15 protein-coding genes are annotated in these 18,902 nt (G+C 66.5%); 5 read left to right on the top strand and 10 right to left on the bottom strand.

Annotated features, from left to right (window positions below; all coding sequences use genetic code 11):
* Positions 1 to 27 precede the first annotated feature (27 nt).
* Positions 28 to 1,020, top strand: coding sequence for a recombinase family protein (locus tag WAB15_RS14160; RefSeq protein WP_407286473.1), 993 nt, complete (start codon positions 28 to 30; stop codon positions 1,018 to 1,020).
* Here the strand turns inward: WAB15_RS14160 and WAB15_RS14155 are convergent.
* Together WAB15_RS14155 and WAB15_RS14150 are read right to left on the bottom strand one after the other, a co-directional pair.
* Positions 966 to 1,778, bottom strand: a complete 813-nt coding sequence (locus tag WAB15_RS14155) for a hypothetical protein (RefSeq protein ID WP_407286472.1) — start codon at positions 1,776 to 1,778, stop codon at positions 966 to 968. The genes WAB15_RS14160 and WAB15_RS14155 overlap by 55 nt on opposite strands.
* 4 nt (positions 1,779 to 1,782) lie before the next feature.
* On the bottom strand, positions 1,783 to 2,325 hold the full coding sequence (locus tag WAB15_RS14150) for a hypothetical protein (protein ID WP_407286471.1): 543 nt from the start codon (positions 2,323 to 2,325) through the stop codon (positions 1,783 to 1,785).
* 873 nt (positions 2,326 to 3,198) lie between these two features.
* On the opposite strand from WAB15_RS14150, the gene WAB15_RS14145 reads away from it, so the two are divergent.
* From WAB15_RS14145 to WAB15_RS14130, 4 genes are all read left to right on the top strand, one after another.
* Positions 3,199 to 4,341 (top strand): ParB/RepB/Spo0J family partition protein, encoded by a 1,143-nt coding sequence (locus WAB15_RS14145; protein WP_407286470.1) that lies wholly within the window; start codon positions 3,199 to 3,201, stop codon positions 4,339 to 4,341.
* A 174-nt stretch (positions 4,342 to 4,515) separates the two neighbouring features.
* Entirely contained in the window at positions 4,516 to 4,941 is a 426-nt protein-coding gene (locus WAB15_RS14140) for a hypothetical protein (protein WP_407286469.1), read from the top strand.
* 134 nt (positions 4,942 to 5,075) lie between these two features.
* Positions 5,076 to 6,416: a hypothetical protein gene (locus WAB15_RS14135; protein WP_407286468.1), complete on the top strand. Its 1,341-nt coding sequence runs from the start codon at positions 5,076 to 5,078 to the stop codon at positions 6,414 to 6,416.
* Between the two features lie 2 nt (positions 6,417 to 6,418).
* Positions 6,419 to 7,321 (top strand): ParB N-terminal domain-containing protein, encoded by a 903-nt coding sequence (locus WAB15_RS14130; protein WP_407286467.1) that lies wholly within the window; start codon positions 6,419 to 6,421, stop codon positions 7,319 to 7,321.
* 1,690 nt (positions 7,322 to 9,011) lie between these two features.
* Here the strand turns inward: WAB15_RS14130 and cas6 are convergent.
* The 8 genes from cas6 to WAB15_RS14090 form a co-directional block, all read right to left on the bottom strand.
* Positions 9,012 to 9,827, bottom strand: coding sequence for a CRISPR system precrRNA processing endoribonuclease RAMP protein Cas6 (gene cas6 / locus WAB15_RS14125; protein ID WP_407286466.1), 816 nt, complete (start codon positions 9,825 to 9,827; stop codon positions 9,012 to 9,014).
* Between the two features lie 78 nt (positions 9,828 to 9,905).
* Positions 9,906 to 11,033 carry a hypothetical protein gene (locus tag WAB15_RS14120; RefSeq protein ID WP_407286465.1) on the bottom strand — a complete coding sequence of 376 codons (1,128 nt, stop codon included), beginning with the start codon at positions 11,031 to 11,033 and terminating at the stop codon, positions 9,906 to 9,908.
* Positions 11,034 to 11,048: 15 nt separating this feature from the next.
* Positions 11,049 to 11,492, bottom strand: a complete 444-nt coding sequence (locus WAB15_RS14115; RefSeq protein WP_407286464.1) for a hypothetical protein — start codon at positions 11,490 to 11,492, stop codon at positions 11,049 to 11,051.
* Positions 11,489 to 12,919: an RAMP superfamily CRISPR-associated protein gene (locus tag WAB15_RS14110; protein WP_407286463.1), complete on the bottom strand. Its 1,431-nt coding sequence runs from the start codon at positions 12,917 to 12,919 to the stop codon at positions 11,489 to 11,491. The genes WAB15_RS14115 and WAB15_RS14110 overlap by 4 nt, the downstream gene beginning before the upstream one ends.
* Positions 12,916 to 14,277: a type III-B CRISPR module-associated Cmr3 family protein gene (locus WAB15_RS14105; RefSeq protein WP_407286462.1), complete on the bottom strand. Its 1,362-nt coding sequence runs from the start codon at positions 14,275 to 14,277 to the stop codon at positions 12,916 to 12,918. Before WAB15_RS14105 ends, WAB15_RS14110 begins: the two co-directional genes overlap by 4 nt.
* Positions 14,270 to 14,845, bottom strand: a complete 576-nt coding sequence (locus tag WAB15_RS14100; RefSeq protein WP_407286461.1) for an RAMP superfamily CRISPR-associated protein — start codon at positions 14,843 to 14,845, stop codon at positions 14,270 to 14,272. Before WAB15_RS14100 ends, WAB15_RS14105 begins: the two co-directional genes overlap by 8 nt.
* Positions 14,836 to 16,317 (bottom strand): Cas10/Cmr2 second palm domain-containing protein, encoded by a 1,482-nt coding sequence (locus WAB15_RS14095; protein WP_407286460.1) that lies wholly within the window; start codon positions 16,315 to 16,317, stop codon positions 14,836 to 14,838. The genes WAB15_RS14100 and WAB15_RS14095 overlap by 10 nt, the downstream gene beginning before the upstream one ends.
* Positions 16,314 to 18,395 carry a TIGR03986 family CRISPR-associated RAMP protein gene (locus WAB15_RS14090; protein ID WP_407286459.1) on the bottom strand — a complete coding sequence of 694 codons (2,082 nt, stop codon included), beginning with the start codon at positions 18,393 to 18,395 and terminating at the stop codon, positions 16,314 to 16,316. Before WAB15_RS14090 ends, WAB15_RS14095 begins: the two co-directional genes overlap by 4 nt.
* Positions 18,396 to 18,902: the final 507 nt, after the last annotated feature.

The following is an 18,902-nucleotide window of genomic DNA, read 5'->3' as shown; positions in this document are numbered from 1 at the left end:
GGGTTAGAGGGGCGAGGAGACCAGCAGATGCCACGGCTGTATGGCTTTGAGGACATGGCGTTCCGGCGGGTGCGTGAGAGTGAAGCGGAAGGCGCTCGTGCTGCCGCGTCCCGGCGTTTGCTCAAGCAGAGCTTCAATGCCATCACAGAGTGGATGAACGCAGAGGGGTACCGCACGACGCGCGGAGGCCGGTGGCGGCCGGATGGTGTGGCGAACATGCTCGACCACCCGGCCATCGCCGGTCTAGCGGAGGACGAGAACGGCAACCTCGTCGAAACGGGCTGCCCCGCGATCATCTCCCGGGAAGACTTCGTCGCTATCCGTGCCATGCGCCGTACGAGCGATCCCGAGAAGCAGCGGGTTGAGCAGCGCGACTACATGGTCCCTAGCCATATCACTGCGTGTGGTCTGTGCGGGACCCCGCTTGGTTCCTCTCCCTCGAACAGCGGCAGCCGGGGGTACCGGTGCTCGCCCAGCACGGCGCAGCATCCGGGAGGGTGCGGCAGAGTCCGTATCAACGCCGACCTGCTGGAAACGTACTTGGCTGAACTGGTCCTGGCGGAGCTGGCTAAGCCGGGGGTGAGCGCGCTGATCGACCAGGCGCGCGATGAAATGCTGGCTCAGGCTGCCGGCCTGCGTAAGGAGGCAGCCGCTGCGCGCCGTCGGCAGAAGAAGCTGGGCGAGGACTATGCGCGGCTGCCGGACATGTCGCTGAAGGCCTTCAGGACGGCCGACATGGAGCTGAAGCAGTTGATCAGCGAGCGCGAGGTGAGGGCCCGGTTCCTGGAACAGGTCAAGCACGTGCCGGTGGGGGCCATCCCTGATCTCGTGCGCTGGTGGAAGCACGCACCTTTGCAGGCGAAGCGGGGTGTTTTGACGCTGATGCTGGAGCAGGTCGTCCTGTACCCGGCCGCGTCCCGGGGCTCGCGCACAGTGAACGCGGACCGGGTGGCGCTGCAATGGCGTCAGTGGGGTGAGTCAGCCGCTGAGATGGCGGTGGGATTGGAAGCGGATTGCTGAAGGGCGGATGCCTTGGCGGGTTGCCGGAAGGCGGGGGCGACCAGGCCCATGCCGATGGCATTGCACGAAATGGCGAGTCCGATCAGCAAGGAGCTGATGGTCTGCTCGACTGCGAGCGGCCAAGGGTGCCCGATTTGGTAGGCGACGAGGTAGCCCCCCTGGTGGAGGGTGTAGGTGACGCTCGACGTACAGCCGATGGACAGAAACATGAGGCCGGCGGCTGCTGGACGACGCAGTCTGCGGGCACTTAGAGCCAGCCGGGTGGCGAGGAACGTGATCTCCAGGCCGGCGAAGGCCACGAATGCGAGATAGGTGAGCAGGTAGCCGGTCACATGCCCATCGGCGGCGTAGGCGGTTGTCACAACCACCTTTGTGGTGTCGGTGTGAAGGAACTGAACGATCAACGCCACTGCTGTCGTTGAGGCGATGGCGAGGCGGCCGGTGACGCTCGATGCCACCTGCGACGGCTCGCGGGTCCAGTCCATGAGCATGATTTGCATGCTGGCCATTGAGGCCGCAGCTGCGAGATTGGCGACGAGTCTCGCCGTCCCCTGTGCTCCCGTGATGCTGTCGGTGGTGTCGGCGACAGCAGGAATGGTCAGCAAGGAGGCGAATCCGCATGTGGCGAAGGCGGCGATGCGCGCTTGCAAGGCTAGGCGGCGCCTGGTGCCGTGACGACGCAGGTAGGCGTGACACATCCAGAGCGTCGTCCCCATGACAGCGAGCAGGGTGCACACGCTGTAGATGGGACCGTCCACGACGTTAGCGTCCTTCCAAGTCGTCGGCCGCTCTCGTGGCGGCCTCGTCGAAGCTCAGTCGGCGACGTGGTCGGCCCTCGCGAGGCTGGTCGACGCCGGGGGGAGGTGGGGGGATCGAGGGTACATCTTCGGCCAGTCCCGCACGATGGCGCATCTCACGGAGCTGTGTGCTGATTTGAAGGATGTCCTCCACTTCAAGTCCCTCCATTAAGCGCAGGGCTTCACGGGCTTCAGGCCGCTTGGCGAAGACGGTGAGTGCCGCCAGGTCGTCCCACTCCGGACCCGGCAGCAGGAACGCAGCAGGGGCGTGAAGGGCTCGTGCGAGGGCGGAAACCGTAGAGGACGTGGGGTTGTTGCTGGTGCCGTTCATCAGGCTATTCACCTGACCATGGGACAGTCTCGGCTTGCCCGGCCCCTGTTGATGAGTGGCCTCGGCGACGTCCCGCGCACTCGGTGTGAACCCGCCCGGATCCCTCCGTAGCCGCAGCAGGGTGAGCAGCTTCGCTCGCAAGGTCAATGGTTCGTTCTCGCCTTGAGTGCCCGCCATGTCCCGTCTTCCCTGGCTTGTCCGTCACGCGTGAACGGCTAGTAACAGCCGCCCTGTTGCTACGGTACCTCGCTGGTGGGAGGGGTTATAAGGTTTGTCTGACAGTTTCTCGGTGGCTCGCAACGGTGGCTGGAAATCGCCTTGCGGCCGAGCCTGCCACCGCGGGCTCACCGGGGGCAGTCGCATCTGGGCGAGCGAACGCGGCGCGCACGCCGTTCACGGGAGGAACCGCATGTCCGAAGTCGACGAGCGCCGGATCGCTGAGTTGGCCAAGCTGCCCCCATGCGTGCTTCAGGGGGCGGGGGTTGTGGATCTCCGCGAAGCCCGCAAGGTGCTGGAGTGGCAGGCCGGCATGCGTAGCAGGGAGCCGGACGAGGGTGCGGCAGGGGGGAGTGGTCACTAAGCTATCGGGCGACGTGGCGGCCCGCCGCTTCGAGATAGGTGACATTGTTGATTCCCTGATGTACGTTCTGAGGCACCGAGGCGGGTGCAGCAGTCTGCGAAAGTCCGCCCCGGCAGCGTCGCGCAAGCGGCGTCCTTCCCTGCTCCTCGCGGGTGGCCGACCCCCCGCGCCCCGCCCGCGAGGAGCTGGCCGTATCGGTGCGGTCGTTGGGGTGCGTGATGGGAGCGGAGCCCGCCACGGCGTAACGCCGCGGCGGGCTCGCTCGCGTCCGGGCCTCGCCGCGGCCTTCGAGGGCGAGTGCGGGGCCCTCTTAATCGGTGTATCGAGTTCGGAAAATTCAGGTAATTGAATTTCTGAATTTAAAAGGAATTTCTACTTGAATTAGAGAGGTATGCGAATAGGATATAAGTGTAAGAACAAAGGGAAATCCCAAAAGGGTGGGAATTCCTAAACGAGAAAGGCGCAGGGGAATGTACGCTGACCTCCGTATCGACCAGATCATGCCCAACCCGGACCAGCCCCGGAAGTTCTTCGACGAGGACGCGCACCAGGAGCTGACGCAGAGCGTCAAGGAAAACGGCCTCCTTCAGCCGGTCGTCGTTCGGGGTGTCGAGGGCGAAGAGGCCCCGCACATGATCGTGGCCGGCGAGCGGCGCTGGAGGGCCTGCAAGGCCGCTGGGCTCACCACGGTCCCGGTCCGCATTCTTGAAGGCATCGACGAGGAGAAGGCGTTCGTCCTCTCCATCTCGGAGAACGTCAACCGAGCCGACATGACCATCATGGAAGAGGCCGGCGCCTACGCCGACCTGGTGGCCCTCGGCTGGAAGCCCGAAGCTATCGCCAAGACCTTCGGTAAGACCAAGACCCACATCGAGTGGCGGCTGGGACTGCTCACCCTGCGCCCCGAGGTCGCCGCATGGGTAAACGAGGGCAAGATCAAGCCCAACCTCTCCTGGCACATCGCTCAGCTCTCCCCCGCAAACCAGATGGTCGCGGCAACGCGCTACCTGAAGGGCGACTTCGACAGCGAGGCTGACGCGACGAACTTCGCCCAGGGCTTGCGCATGGCTGAGAACCAGACCTCCCTGGTCTCCGGCAAGGGGCCCACCGTGGAGGAGAAGGAGAAGCGGGAGAAAGCCAAGGCCAAGACGACCGACAAGCTGGGCCGGGTCGAAGAGGTCGTCATGCCGCTCCTGGAAGAGCTGACGAAGGCCAAGCCCGAGGAGCTGGCCGACATCCTTGGCACGGACCTTGGCCGCTACGTCCGCAAGATCGACCGGCTCGCCAGCCAAGTGACCCTGGCTCGCCGCATCCTCCGCCAGGCCAACGGCATCGCAGAGGCCCGCAAGGTCGCCTGGGACGACGCGGTGGCCGACGTCCAGGAGGAGAAGGCCCAGGCCGACGACGGGAAGGCCGAGAAGCCCGCGAAGTCCGAGGCCAAGCCCGCCGCAAAGAAGGCACCGGTCAAGACGGTGCGGGCCACGGGCACCAGGGCCCGCACGGCGGACAAGGGCACCGCACGCAATGTGCCCGCCCAGCGGCAGGCTGCCAGGAGCGCCCCCTCCGACAAGGCCAAGGCGACTCAGAAGGCGGAAGTCGCGGCGAAGAAGTGAGGCAGCGGGGCCCGGCGCGGTCCGGGCCCCTGTCTTCCTCTGTGGCTGGTCGTGCCGCGCCCGCAGGGACGTTCCCTGCGGGCGCGGTGCTGTTCGAGCCCGCTCCTGGGTGCGAACGGGCACCGGCAACCTTCAGGCCACCGGCGTTGAGCCTGTGGTCGGGCCACTAGCAGCATGGAAGGAAAAAGCTGCGTGCTTACTTTGTTCACCAACCGCTACCAGGCGTATCAGCCTCCGCAAGGGGTGCCGGTGCGCATTACGCTGGGCGCTCCCCGCTTCAAACTCCCCTACTCCCTCACCCATGCGGTGAGGGAGCTCGCGCCACGTAGGGAATATCTCTCCCGTCCCGAGCCGGAGTTCATTAAGGCGTACCGGGCGGATCTCGATCGGCTCGGCCCAGCACGGATCGCCGAGCGGCTGAGGGAGATCACGGAAGCGGAGAATGATCACAGGCTGGTCCTGCTCTGCTTTGAGGACCTGTCCAAGCCGGCCCTGTGGTGCCACAGGCGGACCTTCGCCTCCTGGTGGAAGGACGCCACAGGTGATGAGGTGAGGGAGCTATCCCCTATGGCCGACTACAAGCAAGGAACATTGATGTGAGAGCTGGAACCGTTATCTCAAGATAGATGACATGATTTCAAGGCGCTATGCGCTCCTTGTGTTAGGTTCCAGCGCAGCGCCCGGCCCGGCACCCGCCAGGCCGGGCGCTGCCGTGTCGGCAGGAGGCGAGAGAGATGTTCCAGGGCACCATCCCGGGCCCCATGCGTGCCATAGTGCGCGAGACGGCGAGCAGTTGGCCGCGCGGGCCCGTCTACGTGCCGTGCTGCGGCAACTTCACCATCGAACGCACCCTGGCCGGCATGGGCTTCGCCCTCCACTCCAGCGACGTGTCCATCTACACCACCGCTGTCGGCTGGTGGCTCACCAAACAGCCCGTCGGCATCCACCTCCGCGACGAAAGCAAAGACCAACTCCACTGGCTTGCAGATTCGTTGGACGACGGCGTGGGCACCGTCGCCACGATGATGCTCGGGACCCGATTCCTGGCCAGCGTCGGCCGCGAAGGGCTCTGGCACGAGCGGGTCGTGCGCTCCTACCGCGACCAGTGGAAGGCGAAGTTCGCCGAGACCGTTGAGCGGTTGAACGGCTCCGATATCGAGCTGGCTTCCTACACGGTGGAAGACGTCCGCTCCTGGCTCCAGAAGGTGCCCCGCGACGCTCCCGTGTGCTCCTTTCCCCCCTTCTACGGTGGCGGGTACGAGAAGCTGTACGAGCCGCTGAACGCCCACTTCACCTGGGACGCACCTGAGTACGAGCCCTTGTCAGATGCCGACGTAGTCGACGTGCTCGGCGCAATCACCGACCGGCCGTACTGGCTCACCGCCTCCAACCACGACGTGCCCAAGCTGCACCAGTACCTGCGCGGAGTCATCAAGGCCACCCCGCGCGCCGCTCCCTTCTACGTATACGCCAGCGAGGCCCCCACCAGGATCGTCGCCCCCCGACAGCCGATAGAACCGGTGAAGGCTCCCCGACTACGGCGCGGAGAGGAGATAGCCGGGCCGCTGAAGCTCGCACTGCTCAAGCCCGGCGAGTTCAACGCGTTGCGCTCGCGGTACCTGAACCCGCGCATCGCACCCGGCGCGGCGAACCTCGCGATCGCGCTCAAGGACGGCAACGGAAAGGTCCTAGGCGTCTTCGCAATGTCGCCCAGCAGCTACACACCGGACGAGGCGTACCTGCTCTCGGACTTCGCAGTCACGCCGACGGACTACCCAAGGCTGTCGAAGCTGATCGTGCTCGCGGCCACCAGCTCGGAAACACGGCTGCTGTGCCAGAGGGCGTTCTCCAGGCGCATCCGCGCGGTGTCCACGACGGCGTTCAGCAACAACCCGGTGAGCATGAAGTACCGCGGGCTGCTGCAGCTGACCAAGCGCGGCCCGTCGAACGAGGACGGCTGGAAGTTCCAGCTCCAGTACCAGGGGGCAATGGGCGAGCACACGCTCACCGAGGCCCTGGAGACGTGGGCGAAGAGGTGGGGCGCCCGTGAGACGACGACGGAGACAGGAGTCTGATCATGAAGAAGACGACGCAGCTTGCCCCGCCGCAGATGGTGCAGGGCGACCCGCGCACGCTGACGCTGCTGGATCTAAACGCGAGGTTCCTGCCGCACGAGCAGTTCCGGCAACTGGTGGCGAACATCCAGCGCGATGGATGCCTCACCTCGACCCCGCTGGTGTGGAACGACGCCGACAGCGGACGACTGATCGTGCTGTCCGGCAACCACCGCATGCTCGCGGCGATCGAGGCCGGCCTGACGTCGATCTGGTGGATGCAGATAGACGAGCCGCTGCCCCGACAGCGGCAGATCGCCCTCCAGCTCTCGCACAACGCCATCGCCGGGCAAGACGATCCGGCGATCCTCAAGGAGCTGTACGACGAGCTGGAGAACGTGGAGTGGCGGCAGTACACGGGCCTGGACGACAAGACCCTGGACCTGCTGGAGAAGGTGGACGTATCCAGCCTCGGGGAGGCCAACCTCGACTTTGCCAGCGTGCAATTGATGTTCCTGCCCGATGAACTAGAGCGTGCCGAGGTCGCGTTCGACGCCGCACGCTCCACAGCCACAGCAGACCAGCGATGGGCGGCCGGGCTAGAGCAGTACGAGCCGGTGCTCGATGCGTTGGAGACGTCGCGGGCCGCGTACAAGATCGGCAACAGTGCGACGGCGCTCGGGGTGATCCTGGCAGTATTCGAGCGGCACCTGGGCGAGCTGGCCGACGGCTGGTACGACCCGGCGAATGGCAAGCCGGCACGCGGTGGCATGGCGCCTCTGGAGACGATCTTTGGTGTGCGGGAGGTCCCGGTCGAGGCCGCAGTCGCCGTACGTGCCGCGGTCGACCGTCTGGTCCAGGACGGCAGCGTGCCGGAGAACGAGCCTTGGCGCGCGCTGGAAGTCTTCGCGGCACACGAGCAGTAGAAGAGGGTCATTGGCGAGAAGCCTCGACCTGTGGCCGAGGCTCCTTTACGGGCTTCAGTTCCTGTGGAACTCGTGGGGTGCCTCAGGGTTGGCCGCGGTGCTTCCATGCCTTGTGGGTGAACCCGTTACTTCTACGCCTCGAGGGCTTTCGCTCCTGGGGAGTGCTCCCGCCTGCGGGCTGTGGAGATGGGGGCAGCTTGTATGCCCCGCTGGCTTCAGTTTTCTACGGGCATAGCCGTGGCATAGAGCCGCAGTGCCGTGTGTTTCCAGTTGCTGCGTCTTGTGGGCTCCGTCCTTCCGGAGCAAGGGTCCGAAGCTGTTCTTCCCAATGGGGGAATTGGCTTGGTTTCTACGTCCTTTGGGTTTCAGTCCCGGCAGCATGTCCTGTTGGGTAACAGTATCTGATCTCTCATCCGCCTGTTGTTTCTATGCCCTGCGGGCTTTGGTTCCAGTGGGCAGGTGGCACTGTTCCACCGGGTGTTCAACCGAGGTGGCGTTTCTATGCCCTGCGGGCCTTCAGGGCCATTGCGGCGAGCAGAGACGACTGACACCTGCGGCAGAGCTGGTGCTTCCATGCCCTGCGGGCTTTGAGGGCCGTTGCGGCGAGCAGCCCAGCCGACTCCTCGCGCAGGAAGTCGAGCTTCCATGCCCTGCGGGCTTTCAGGGCCGTTGTGGCAGCGAGACGCACAACACGGTTGAGAGTGGGTCCATCGCTTCCATGCCCTGCGGGCTTTCAGGGTCGTTGCGGCCTCCGGAGACCAAGACCTACGCCCAGGCGGGAGAGCTGCTTCCATGCCCTGCGGGCTTTCAGGGCCGTTGCGGCGTGCGCTTGCCGCTGCGGAGTCCGCCGGGCCCGGTGCTTCCATGCCCTGCGGGCTTTCAGGGCCGTTGCGGCCTGGCGACACCACTGCCGCCGAGGTTGAGGCATGGCTTCCATGCCCTGCGGGCTTTCAGGGCCGTTGCGGTGCTGTGTGAGCTGCGAGTTTAGCGGTTGGTCGGGACGCTCGGAATCAAAGGCACATGGACAATAGTGGTTATATCCGGCATTCCTCTTCGGTGTGACGGGCGCGCCATGCGTGTGCTTGGGGTTCCGAAGCAGACGAAGAGTCAAGTCCACGGCCTTTCGTGGATCTATGGTATGCAGAGTGCAGGCTCACCCCTCGGTGGATTCGGACCCTAAACGAGGGGTCTTGAAATCCGGTGTATTTCATCTTGATGGGGACAGGATTCCTCGCGTTCTATCCGTGCGTGTCGATCCTGCATTCCATTCTCACTTCGGTTCCGGTGTACGGCAACGGGACCTGATCGCTCACCCGCCTGTTGCTTCCATGTCCTGCGGGCTCCAGCTTGGGCAGTGCCGAGGAGATGGATCACCGCCGAGCGTGCGCGCAGGTTTCCAAGAGGGAAGGAGTCGATGTTCCACCGGCTGTTCAACCGCGTCGCGTTTCAATGCCCTACGGGCTTGGCTCCTGCGGAAGGCCTCGTCTTCTGCTTCTACTACAAGCGCAGCAGTCAGTTTCTATGCCCTGAGGCGTGTAACTTCTCTGCGGGTTCTGAAGGGGCGGTCTCTGGAAGTAGTTCGTTTCTATGACCTGCGGGCTTCAGTTCCGGCAGGAAGACCGGGACATCAAGTGGCTGCGGTGGATGGAGATTTCTATGCCCTGCAGGCTTTGGTATCGGAACTCTTTGATTAGGGACTATAGCCGGACTGGGGGGATTTGTCTGCTGTCTTGCGGTTGCGTGATGGGCGCTGTTGTTGGTCTTTGCTGTTGGTTGTCCTGCGCTGAGAGTGGAGTGTTGTTGTGGTCCAGCCCAGGCCGTGGGTGGTCTGGGCGCCGATGCCGGCGGCTTCGGCGTAGGCGGAGAGGGCTGTGAAGGCTGAGGCGAGGTCGTCGGGTGCGGAGTGGGGGAGGGTGAAGGTGGCTTGGCCGGTGAAGCCGGTGCGGGAAGCCGGCCCCAAGTCGGCAGGAGCACTGTGGAGTTCGTGCGCAGTCAGGCGCACCGTTTCGCGAAGGGATGTGGTGAGAGGGTCGGGGAAGGTTTGAGGGGCGAAGGTGTTCCAGCGGCGGGCGAGGCCGGTGTAGAGGAGTTCGGGGTCCGGGAGCGGGATCCAGCGGCCGCTACGCGTGAAGTAGGTGACGGATAGGAAGTTCAGTGTGACGCGACGAGTTGCGGGGAGCGCCTGGAGGGCTGCATAGGGGGCACTTGAGCCTTGGACATCCTCGACGGTGAAGAACTGGGAGCCGAGGCGGATGTGCTCTCCGCGCAGTGTGTCGAGTGGCGGGGTGGTGTGGTCGTCGAGCCAGTTGAGGGCGAGCGTCGCGTAGCCAGGGGCGTGGGGGGCTTCGACGACTGGGGTGATGGCGAAAGGTTTGGTCTGACTGTGATGGTCAGCACTGGCTCCTTCGAGGAGTCGGCAGGCCAGGCCGTGGAGTTGGGCGGGCGGGATGTGGGTGGAGCGGATGGGGTCGGTGGGGCGCAGCAGGAGTTGCCAACGGGTGGGCATCAGGTGTTGTCCTTGGGTGGTGAGAGGCATCCTGACAAAGGCGACGCGAGGTTGTGCTCCGCAGGTGTGGAGCGGCGGTCATGATGTTTCTTCGATGGGCGTGGATTGCCGTGTGACGCCGAACTCGTGGTGAGCGACCTCAGCGTGAGCCCGGGACATGAGCCAGCCCAGGGCGATGGTGATCGGCAGAGGAGCCATGATGAACAGGCTGGTTGCGATGTCAGAGCTGTGGGATTGGGCTTTCCACTTGTCGCGGGCGTCGGCCCAGGTTCGGTAGAGGTGTGTGGCGACGGCTTCGAAGGTTTCCTGTGTTTCGGGTAGGTAGTCCGTTGAGGCTTCGACGATGACGTGGGCGCCGCAGGGGCTGGTCGCGGCGTCGGGGTGGTCCTTGTCGAAGATGTAGCCGGTGTGGCGTCTGTTGGGCAGGCGGGGCTGGCCGGTCTCGGCTACGTGGCGGGCGTCGTCGGTCATGGTGTCTGCGCGGCTGAGGCGGACGATGAAGGCGAGACGGTGCTTGTGCTCGGGCGGGCAGTTGGGGTGGGCGACCGGAACTACCGGAGCGACGGGCTGCTTCAGACAGTTGTCGAGGAGCACCTGTTGTACGGGGGGCAGCGGTTGCGTGAGGTGGCTGCCAAGGTTCACAGCGGGTAGGACAGTGTGGTGGTTAGCTGATACGTGCATGACGGTGAAGGTCTTGGCGCGGTCTTCGGCGAGGCGCTGTCCCAGGATGAAGCCGTCGCGCATCTGGGCGAGCGGGTAGAGGGTGAGGTCTCCGTCGCGGCCGTTGCGGGTGTATTCGGCCATGCGGGCGTCGATGAGGTTCGCGACGAGGTCCGCGCGTGCGGCTGGCGTCAGAGGCTCGGCGCCGGGTTGCAGCAGCTTGGGCTGGAGGAACAGGGTGCTGGTGTGGTTGTTGGCGGAGGCTGCCAGCAGGGCTTCCAGACGAGCGGTTTCGGTGGGCAGCAGCGGGAACATCTGAATGACTACGCCGACTCCTCGTTCGCGGCGGAGTATCCAGCCGAGGACGACGATCACGGTGGCCACCAGGAACACGGCGAGGAAGAACCAGCCTGAGTCGTGGAGCTTTTGGAGAATGTTGGGCACGACGCCGAGGGCGATGGCTGAGAAGGCCGCGATCAGCAGGGTGCCGAAGCCTTCGCGGGAGCGGAGGAAGTCCCACAGCTGCCGGTACCAGCGGGTGTGCATGCGCGTGCTCCTGGTTCAGGGTGCTACGGCGCGGACGAAGGTGGCTGGGGTCGGGCCGGGCAGTTCGAGAAGTTCGAAGGTCAGGGCGTGGGCCTCGGCTGGCAGGGGGCCGGCTTGTTTGTCGTCTCTGGCCCAGGGGGTGCCGGGGCGGAGGTGGACGCGGACTTGTTCACCGTCGTCCTGGCCGGGGTGGAGGGCTGCGGTCAGGGCCTGTGCGCCGTCGATGCGCAGGCGTAGGCAGCGGTTGGTGTCCCAGGCCCACAGGTGCGTGGATTGCGGGGGTTCCTCCGGCAGCTGGTCTGCTTTGGTGACGTGGAAGCCGTCGAGGTCGGCCCAGGCGCATGTCGTGCCTGCTAGCAGGGAGCGTGCCTGGGGCCAGTCGAGGCGGCCGATGCGTTCTAGCCGGGCGAGGACGGGTTGCGCGGTGTGTCGGGGCTCGGTGGTCGGGGGGGCCGTCATGCGGGGACCTTCTCGGCGGCCTGGGCGGGAGCGGGAATCGTGGCGGCGCGGTGGGCCCTGAGTGTGTTCACTGCAGTTGTGCGTTCGGCAGTGAGCCAGTCGCTTGTCGCGGGCTGCGCGGCGAGGGTGCCGTAGCCCCGGGTGGTGCCGCCGCCGATGCCGATCGCCCCGTCCGCTAGATCCGCCAGGGCCAGGACCAAGGCGGCGCGTACCGCGTGCGGCACTGCCCCGTCATGGCGGATGTGCAGGGCCAGGTGGCAGTCCTCGACGGCTTCCTCTGTGTAGAGGGCCTCGTCGCGGGCGCCACCGAAGACGCGGTCGATGGCCACGTGGTTGCGTACCTTCACGCTGCCCTCGCGGAGGGGGGAATCGGCGAACAGGAGACGACCGCGGGCACCGACAGACTTTGACGGCTGTCCGTCGTCGTGTGTTGTGGCGCCGGGGCGTTCAGTCCATCCGAAGGCTTCACAGACCACGCAGGCGCCGCAGCTGCCCGCCGCACCGTCCTTGACGGACGTACACACGTTGCCGATACCGACCGACCGCAGGATGTACTCGACGCGGGCGCGCAGGACGCCCTTCCAGGTGCTGCCTGGCACGAGAGGGGTGTCTTCGTGATCGCGCAGAACCTGGGCGACCCCGGTCCGGCGGCCGGAGCGTTCGGCGAAGGTGCCGGAGCCGACGTGCAGGGCATCGGCGATTCGGAATTCCAGGGGGCGGCCGAACAGGTACGGCTCGTCCGGGGCCCCGCCGGCCTGTTGTGCGCGGTCGTAGACGACGGTGGCCTGATCGTCGACCACCTGGGGGCCGCCGACTGTGAGCCAGTGGTGTAGGCCGTCGCGGGTGGACAGGTCGATGACGCGGTGGCGGACTGTGATCAGTTCGGCCCGGCCGTAGCCGGCGGTGCGTCCGCCGCCGATCCGCGGCCGCCATGCCCCCAGCAGCTCGATGACCTCGTCGACCAGCGCAGACTCGGTGGTCTCGGTGTCGATGCGGAGCCAGCAGGTCAGCTCGGTGCCGGGCGGGAGGAGTTCGCGGTCGTGGAGAGTGGTGGCTTTCGCGGCGGCCCGGTGCCGGTCGATGGCCGTGTGACGGCGCCGCATCACGGGAGGTTCCGGCAGCGTAAGCCGGGTGCCAAGGACGCGGGTGGGGGAGGCGATCGCGGTGGTTGTCTCCCAGCCGTTCTTGTCGCTGTTGTCGGTGTCCTTGAAGACGTCGCCGAACAGGTTACGGCGTCGGTCCTTTGGGGCCTGTTGCCGCAGCGACCCGGTCAGGGAGGTGCTGGGCAGGTAGGGTTTCCCCCAGCCGTCGCGGGCCAGCGGGAGGTCGGGACGCAGGACGGAGCCGACGGTGTGGGTTTCCGGGGCGGCGACTGCGCCGGGGCCGGTGAGTTCCAGTTGGGCTTCGAGGATGTGGATGATGCTCATGGCCTCGGGGTTTCCTTCTGCATCAGCCCGCGGTGCAGGGCGGCGAGGAGGCCCAGGGCGCGGTCGAGGACGTCCACGGGCACGGTCAGCAGCATGTTGGTGATGGCGTCCCGGTCGTCTGGTGTCAGCTGCCGCATTCGAGGGCGCTCCAGGAGTCCGATGTGGCGTGTGCCAGGTTGGGCGGCAAGTTCATCGACGTAGGGGCGCAGGTTGTCGATGAACCAGGCGCCGTGGCCGGTGTCGAAGAGCCGCCGTGCGTAGGTCTCGGCCGGATCCGGCGCCTGCTCCCTGTCCGAGGCAACGGGTTCTGGTTCTACGGGCTCCTGCCAAGCGGTGGTGGCGGTCTCCAGGGCTCCGAAGCCCTCGTTGCGCCGCAGCCCGATGCCGCGCCCCGTCAGGGTGCGCAGACCGTCGGGGGAGGGGCGTTGGCTGAAGTTGAGTAGGAGGACGGAGCCTGCGCTGATGGCCAGTTCGACCGGTTTGGGCAGACGGGAGGCTGCGTGCCAGCCGCCGACCCGCTCCCGCCGCGCCCATACTCGCTCCACGGCGGTGATGTGTGCGCCATCCAGCAGCGGGGTGAGTTCGTCCTCCAGCGTGGCGTGCAGAGCCTGGTGGTCGGCGAGGTCGAGGGGCAAGCCGCTGGGGTCGGTGAGGATCGCGGGCGCGGTCAGGCGTAGCGCGATTCGGTGGCCGGTCGCGGGCGGGACGGTGGTGGTGGGGCGAGGGGAGTAGGTGACCGCTCCGGAGGTGCCGCGGCGCCCTCCCAGACGCAGCCGCCGGCTACCAGCCAGCCACGCCGCTGCTTCGTCGGGCAGTTCGCTGTTGGGGGTGATGCGGCCGTGGAAGGCGCGTTCGGCACCATCGGCGTCACGATGGGCCAGGGCGCGACGGGTGAACAGCAGGCTCTCCTCCGCGACCCCGCGCGCATCGTGGATCTGCAGGTGCGTGCTCTGTATGACCAGCTGTCCCGCTGAGGCTCCGGTGAACTCGACCTCGCCCCGCCCTGGTACCAGAGGCCCGCACGCGCACGACGGCTCGCCTTCGGCGTCGTGGAATGCTTCGTCGACGACGGTGGCGCAGCGTCGGTACTTGCAGCGCAGTACCGACAGGGGAACAACCTGGGATCCGGTGGCGAACAGCGGGCCGTAGGAGACGTCGGCCTCGAACAGGGCAATGAACTCACGGCATTTGTCCGCTGACACCTTGGTGGGAAGGCCGTACTCGGCGATCCACGCGGCGGCGAGTGCGCCCCGAAGGACCGAGCCAGGGACATGGAGGCGGGTTGGCACCGGTGCGGTGCCGGCAGGGCGAACGCCAATGGCCAGGGGCTGGTGGGCGGTCACCTGGATGTTAAGCATGCTGGTGGTTCCTCCACTGCTCGGCGAGCGCGGTGAAGCGGGCGAGGAGCTCCTCGTCTATGCGCGGGTTCTCGGGCGTGCACTGGACCCAGCCCAGGCCGCGGCGCCGCTTCGCGCCCAGGCTGTGCACGCCGGCCGCGGCGCAGGCCAGGACCGACAGGTGGCCCTCCCGGTCCAGGGGCGGGCCGTCTGTTTCCGGCAGGGGCCCGTACTGGGTGACGGTGAATTCGGCGGTGTGCGCCCACACTTCCTCCGCGTACAGCAGGTGGTCGCGTTTGGCGGCGCCGGAGTCCTCGTCCAGGGATACCCGAGCGCGCGTGACCACGATGGGCTCTTCCCCGAAGCGAGCCGCCTCCCAGCCCCAGGCAGTAGGGCAGTGCGGGCTGCCGAAGACGGTCTCCACCAAGTGTGGAAGGCCGGGCAGGAGCCGATCGGCGGATTCCCGCATCAGGCCCTTGAGGGACGAAGCAGGCAACAGGTTGTTCCGGTCGACGGTGGCATCGATGCCGGGTCGGCCTACGCCGGTAGCGACCCGGAACGGTCCGTGGAAGGTGATCGTCACGCGCATGGCCACCACCGGGCGAGTCCAAGAGCCGCACCCAGCCCGATCCCGACCGCGGGTGGCTGATCGTGCTGGGGGAAAGGGGGAAGGAAGGGCCGGATCGCATCGAGGTGGCCCACGCGGTCGGCGATGGCCGCCGCGGTGAGCGGACCGCCGCCGCGCAACGCCTCCATGAGGCGGGCGCGATGGCTGGCCGGCACCTTCACCAGTCCCGACAGAGCCTTGGCAGCGGGAGTCTGGCCGCGGCCCTCGCTACGCAGCACTGACAGGGCCAGCGGCGGATGCGCGGGGGCCTCGGGGCCATCGGCGGTTATGTCCAGCCACTGCACCGACGCACGCCGTCCGCCATACGCCCGCTTCGCCTCCGACAACCGCTGTCCCGCCGACTCGGACAAGAGATTCAGGGGGTGTCTGGCGCGGGCGAAGACGACACCGGCCGAAGCGGTCGGCGGCTCCAGGGCCGGCAGGCCCGGCCGGTCGGCGCGCAGTTTATTCAGCTTCTCCATCACCTCGGCGGTCGCCTCGTGGACCCGGCGCCCGAACTCCTCCAGGAACGTCAGCGTGAACCACCACGCCTGATCGGCAGGCAGACTCACCAGCACATCGTCACCGCCGACCACGTGCGGCACGACGCACAATTGCTCACGTTCCATCGTTAGCGGCAGCTCCAGCGTCGCTACCTCTAACGCCGCGCGCGTTGCATCAGACAGGGCGGAGGAGATCTCCGCCTTCGCCGTCCGCAGCTCCTCATCGCGGCTGCCCTCGTTGGCCAGAGCCTTGAAGAACACCCCGAACGCGTTGCCGTCCACCGCGACCGTCGCCAGGTGATTGCGCCCGGAGTCCTTGCTGCCCAGTGCTGCAAGGTCGGTTAAGCCGTCCGGTGCGGGCGCCAGGCCGATGCCGCGCAGCAGACGCCCCTCCGGGCTGTTCTCGTCTGCCACGGTTTGCCAGCGGGGTACGTTCCGCATCGAACAGTCCAGGCACAGCGCCAGCGACCCGTCCAGTACGGGCTCGATCCCCACTGCCGGATCGGTGTGGCACATCCTGCACGGAACGGCCAGCGGGAACTCCGCAGTCGGCGGCAGATCATGCCGCACCTCGCCACGATGGGCCTTTGGCTGCAGAACGTGCGCGTAGACGGCGAGGTACGACTCCCCCTCGCCCCACACCGAGTGGAACTCCGCCCCAGGCAACACCCGGCGTAAGTGGGCGAACACGAGGTCCTGCAGCCGCCGCACCCGCCCTTCGCGTTCCTCGCTAGCCCCGGTGGGGAATCGGAGGCTGACCACGCCGTCAGCCTCGCCCGACTCTCGGTTGATCTCTGCCAGATCGCCGACGACGTGCTTGACTGCCGCGTCAGCCGTGGCCTGCGCCAGGCTGTTGCTCGCGGCGCGATGCCCGCGCAGACCGGGGGTACGGGTCAGATACTGCTGGATCCGCACCGCTCCGAAGTCGACGTAGACGTACGTGCTGGTCACCGGCCCTCCTGCGTGTTCTGAGGGATGACCTTCATCGCGGGGCTCGGCGCCGCCGAGGAGGGCAGCTGCCGATAGGGGAATCTGGCCTTCTCCGCTCGGCCGCCGACCGTCTCCTTCCAGAACGTGAAGGAGGGGAGCAGAGCCTTCGGGTCCAGTGGCTGACCTGGCTCCGGCAGCCAGCCCGCGGGCGGATACCACACTTGGTGAGATACGGCCCAGTCCAGCCGCAGCACCTTGGTGAGTTGCCGCTTCCAGACATCCTTGAGATTGCGAGGCGCAGCTCGGCGGAACGCTGCAACCGCCTCCTCGACATCGAGCGATGGCGCCGCCTCATCGAGGTAACGGCTCGATGCATCGTCCAGCGAATCGAGCCTGACTTGCGAGGTCACGGTGCCGAAACCCAGCGGGCGTCCACCGCCCACGGCCCAGCCATACTCCGGGCGCTCAACCTCGACATCGTCGTCGTAGCCGCGTAGGAGCAGCGCAGGGTCCAGCGCGCACAGCAGACCGCCGAGGTCGGCGTCACTGAGGTTCTCGAAGTGGACCCGCGCGGTGAACACTGCGCCAGCCGGCACGGACTGGGCCTGGCCGAGCATCTTGTTGTCTGCCTCGTACACGTCCTCGTGAAACACCCGCGGCTTGGCCGCGCTCGCGCGGAAGTACGGACGGTCGCCCGGGGTGCCCGTCAGCCAGTACTGCTTACGGCCGCGCAGCCCACGGCGCCCCTTGCTGTCGCCCTCCGACCCCCACTCACGCAAGGGCCGGGCATTCTTCTCGGTGGTCGTCTTCTCTTCGGCGCCCTGGTCACGATTCAGGTAGAACTGGCCCGCACCCGGCTTCGGAGCGCCCATCGGAGGTAGCCACTCCTGCTGCGTCGGGTATGCCTCGTGTGGGATGGCATCGCCAAAGCGGACGTGGCCGCGGTAGGCGTTCTGCTCCGCCTGGCCCTTTCCGCCGTCCCCCTCGGTGTCTGCCGAACCGAAGATCCGGCAACTCGGACACAGGTTCTTTGGGTCGGTGCAGGCGAGTGCCTGCTCGGGGACCCTCCGTCGGGCCTTGTCCACGCCTCCCGCATGCCGCCACACCACTGACAGCGCCATATCTTTCACCGTCAGCAGCCTCTCGCCAACGGTCTCGGGCAGCACCCACACGACTTGATCCGGATACAGCCGCCGGCGGGCCGCGATCCGCTTGCCCAGAACCTTGTTGTCCTTGGGGTGCAGCACATCCACCCAATGCGGCTTGTCATCCTCCCGACCTAGCCTCTGCCGGAACTCCCGCATGTCATTGGTGTCGTCGACAGCATCGAGAAAGCTCTCCCAGACACCTGCATCGAACTCGACGCCGCGGACTGTGCCTTCGAGTTCACCGGTGGCGCAGAAGTAGCGACCGCGCAGCTTTGCCCCGCCGGCCGGATTTTTGCGGTCCTTGCGCCTGGTCCGCGCCTCGGTGAGCAGCACCACCCAGCTCCCCTCAGCACGCACAAGGTTCGGATCCTCCAACTGCTGGCGTTCGAGGACCTCCGTGCCCCGGCTCAGCAGAGTTACCCGCGCCCCTGTCTTGAGGTTGCCCGCGTCGCCCAGTGCGTTGTGCAGAGCTGTGGACTCCACCCACACAGGAGGCTGCGGGCACAGCTGCATCCGCAGCGGCCTGCCGCTTTCATCGACCTCATCGACCCTGGCCAGCTGCCAGCCTGGCGGGCGCTTCTGTACCTGATCTCGGTATCCCGGGCGGAAGTTGTCGTTGAAGACGCGTAAACAGCCGCCCGCCAGCGTCTCGTGCAGCGACCGCACGGCGCCCGCGAGCGAAGACCCCGGCAGGTATGGCACAGGTCCGTCGAAACCGGATGACGACCGCTTGGGGAAGGTCCCGTCGTCATCGGCGTACACGTTGCGTAGCAGCAGCGGGCTGCGGGCTGTCAGATCAATCTTGACAACTCCCGAGTAACGCTCCTCGCCAAGCCGGTCGTGCCCAGCAGGTGCCGTACGCCAGCCAGCTTCCGGCTCCCCCTTCGGTAACTGCACGAAGGTGTACGGATTGACGAACTCGTCCCGCGCAGCCCTCTTACCCTCGGACACACCCGACCCTCCCCCGTAGAACTGTGAAGGACAGTAGCTACCCGAGATCCGTACCGAACCGCAACTTGAACCGGCCCTAAAGTCAGCCGAGTTCAACTGGGGTGCGACCCGGGGCCCGCATCCATGCCCTTCGGGCGTTCGAGCCGCTGTGGCGGGCCCAGTTCCTCGCCGAGACTGAGCGCCCGTACAAGCTTCCATGCCCTGCGGGCTTTGAGATCCGTTGCGACCACGTCATCGCATCGGCAGTGAGTCAGCACCGGCTGCTTCCATGCCCTGCGGGCTTTGAGATCCGTTGCGACCTGCGGGAGCTCGGCGACGTGCACCAGTGGACGGATGGCTTCCATGCCCTGCGGGCTTTGAGATCCGTTGCGACCTCCTCGCCACCCTCATCCAGGCCCTCGGCTACCGCGCTTCCATGCCCTGCGGGCTTTGAGATCCGTTGCGACGCTGCGAGAGCCGTGAGTTTAACCTGGTTGGGCGGGTTCGAAGTGCCGGGTTCATGGGTGA

Origin of the sequence: Streptomyces sirii (genome assembly GCF_045690365.1) — a bacterium.
In the GTDB taxonomy this organism is placed as follows: domain Bacteria; phylum Actinomycetota; class Actinomycetes; order Streptomycetales; family Streptomycetaceae; genus Streptomyces; species Streptomyces sirii.
This window is presented reverse-complemented; position numbering and strand designations above follow the sequence as displayed.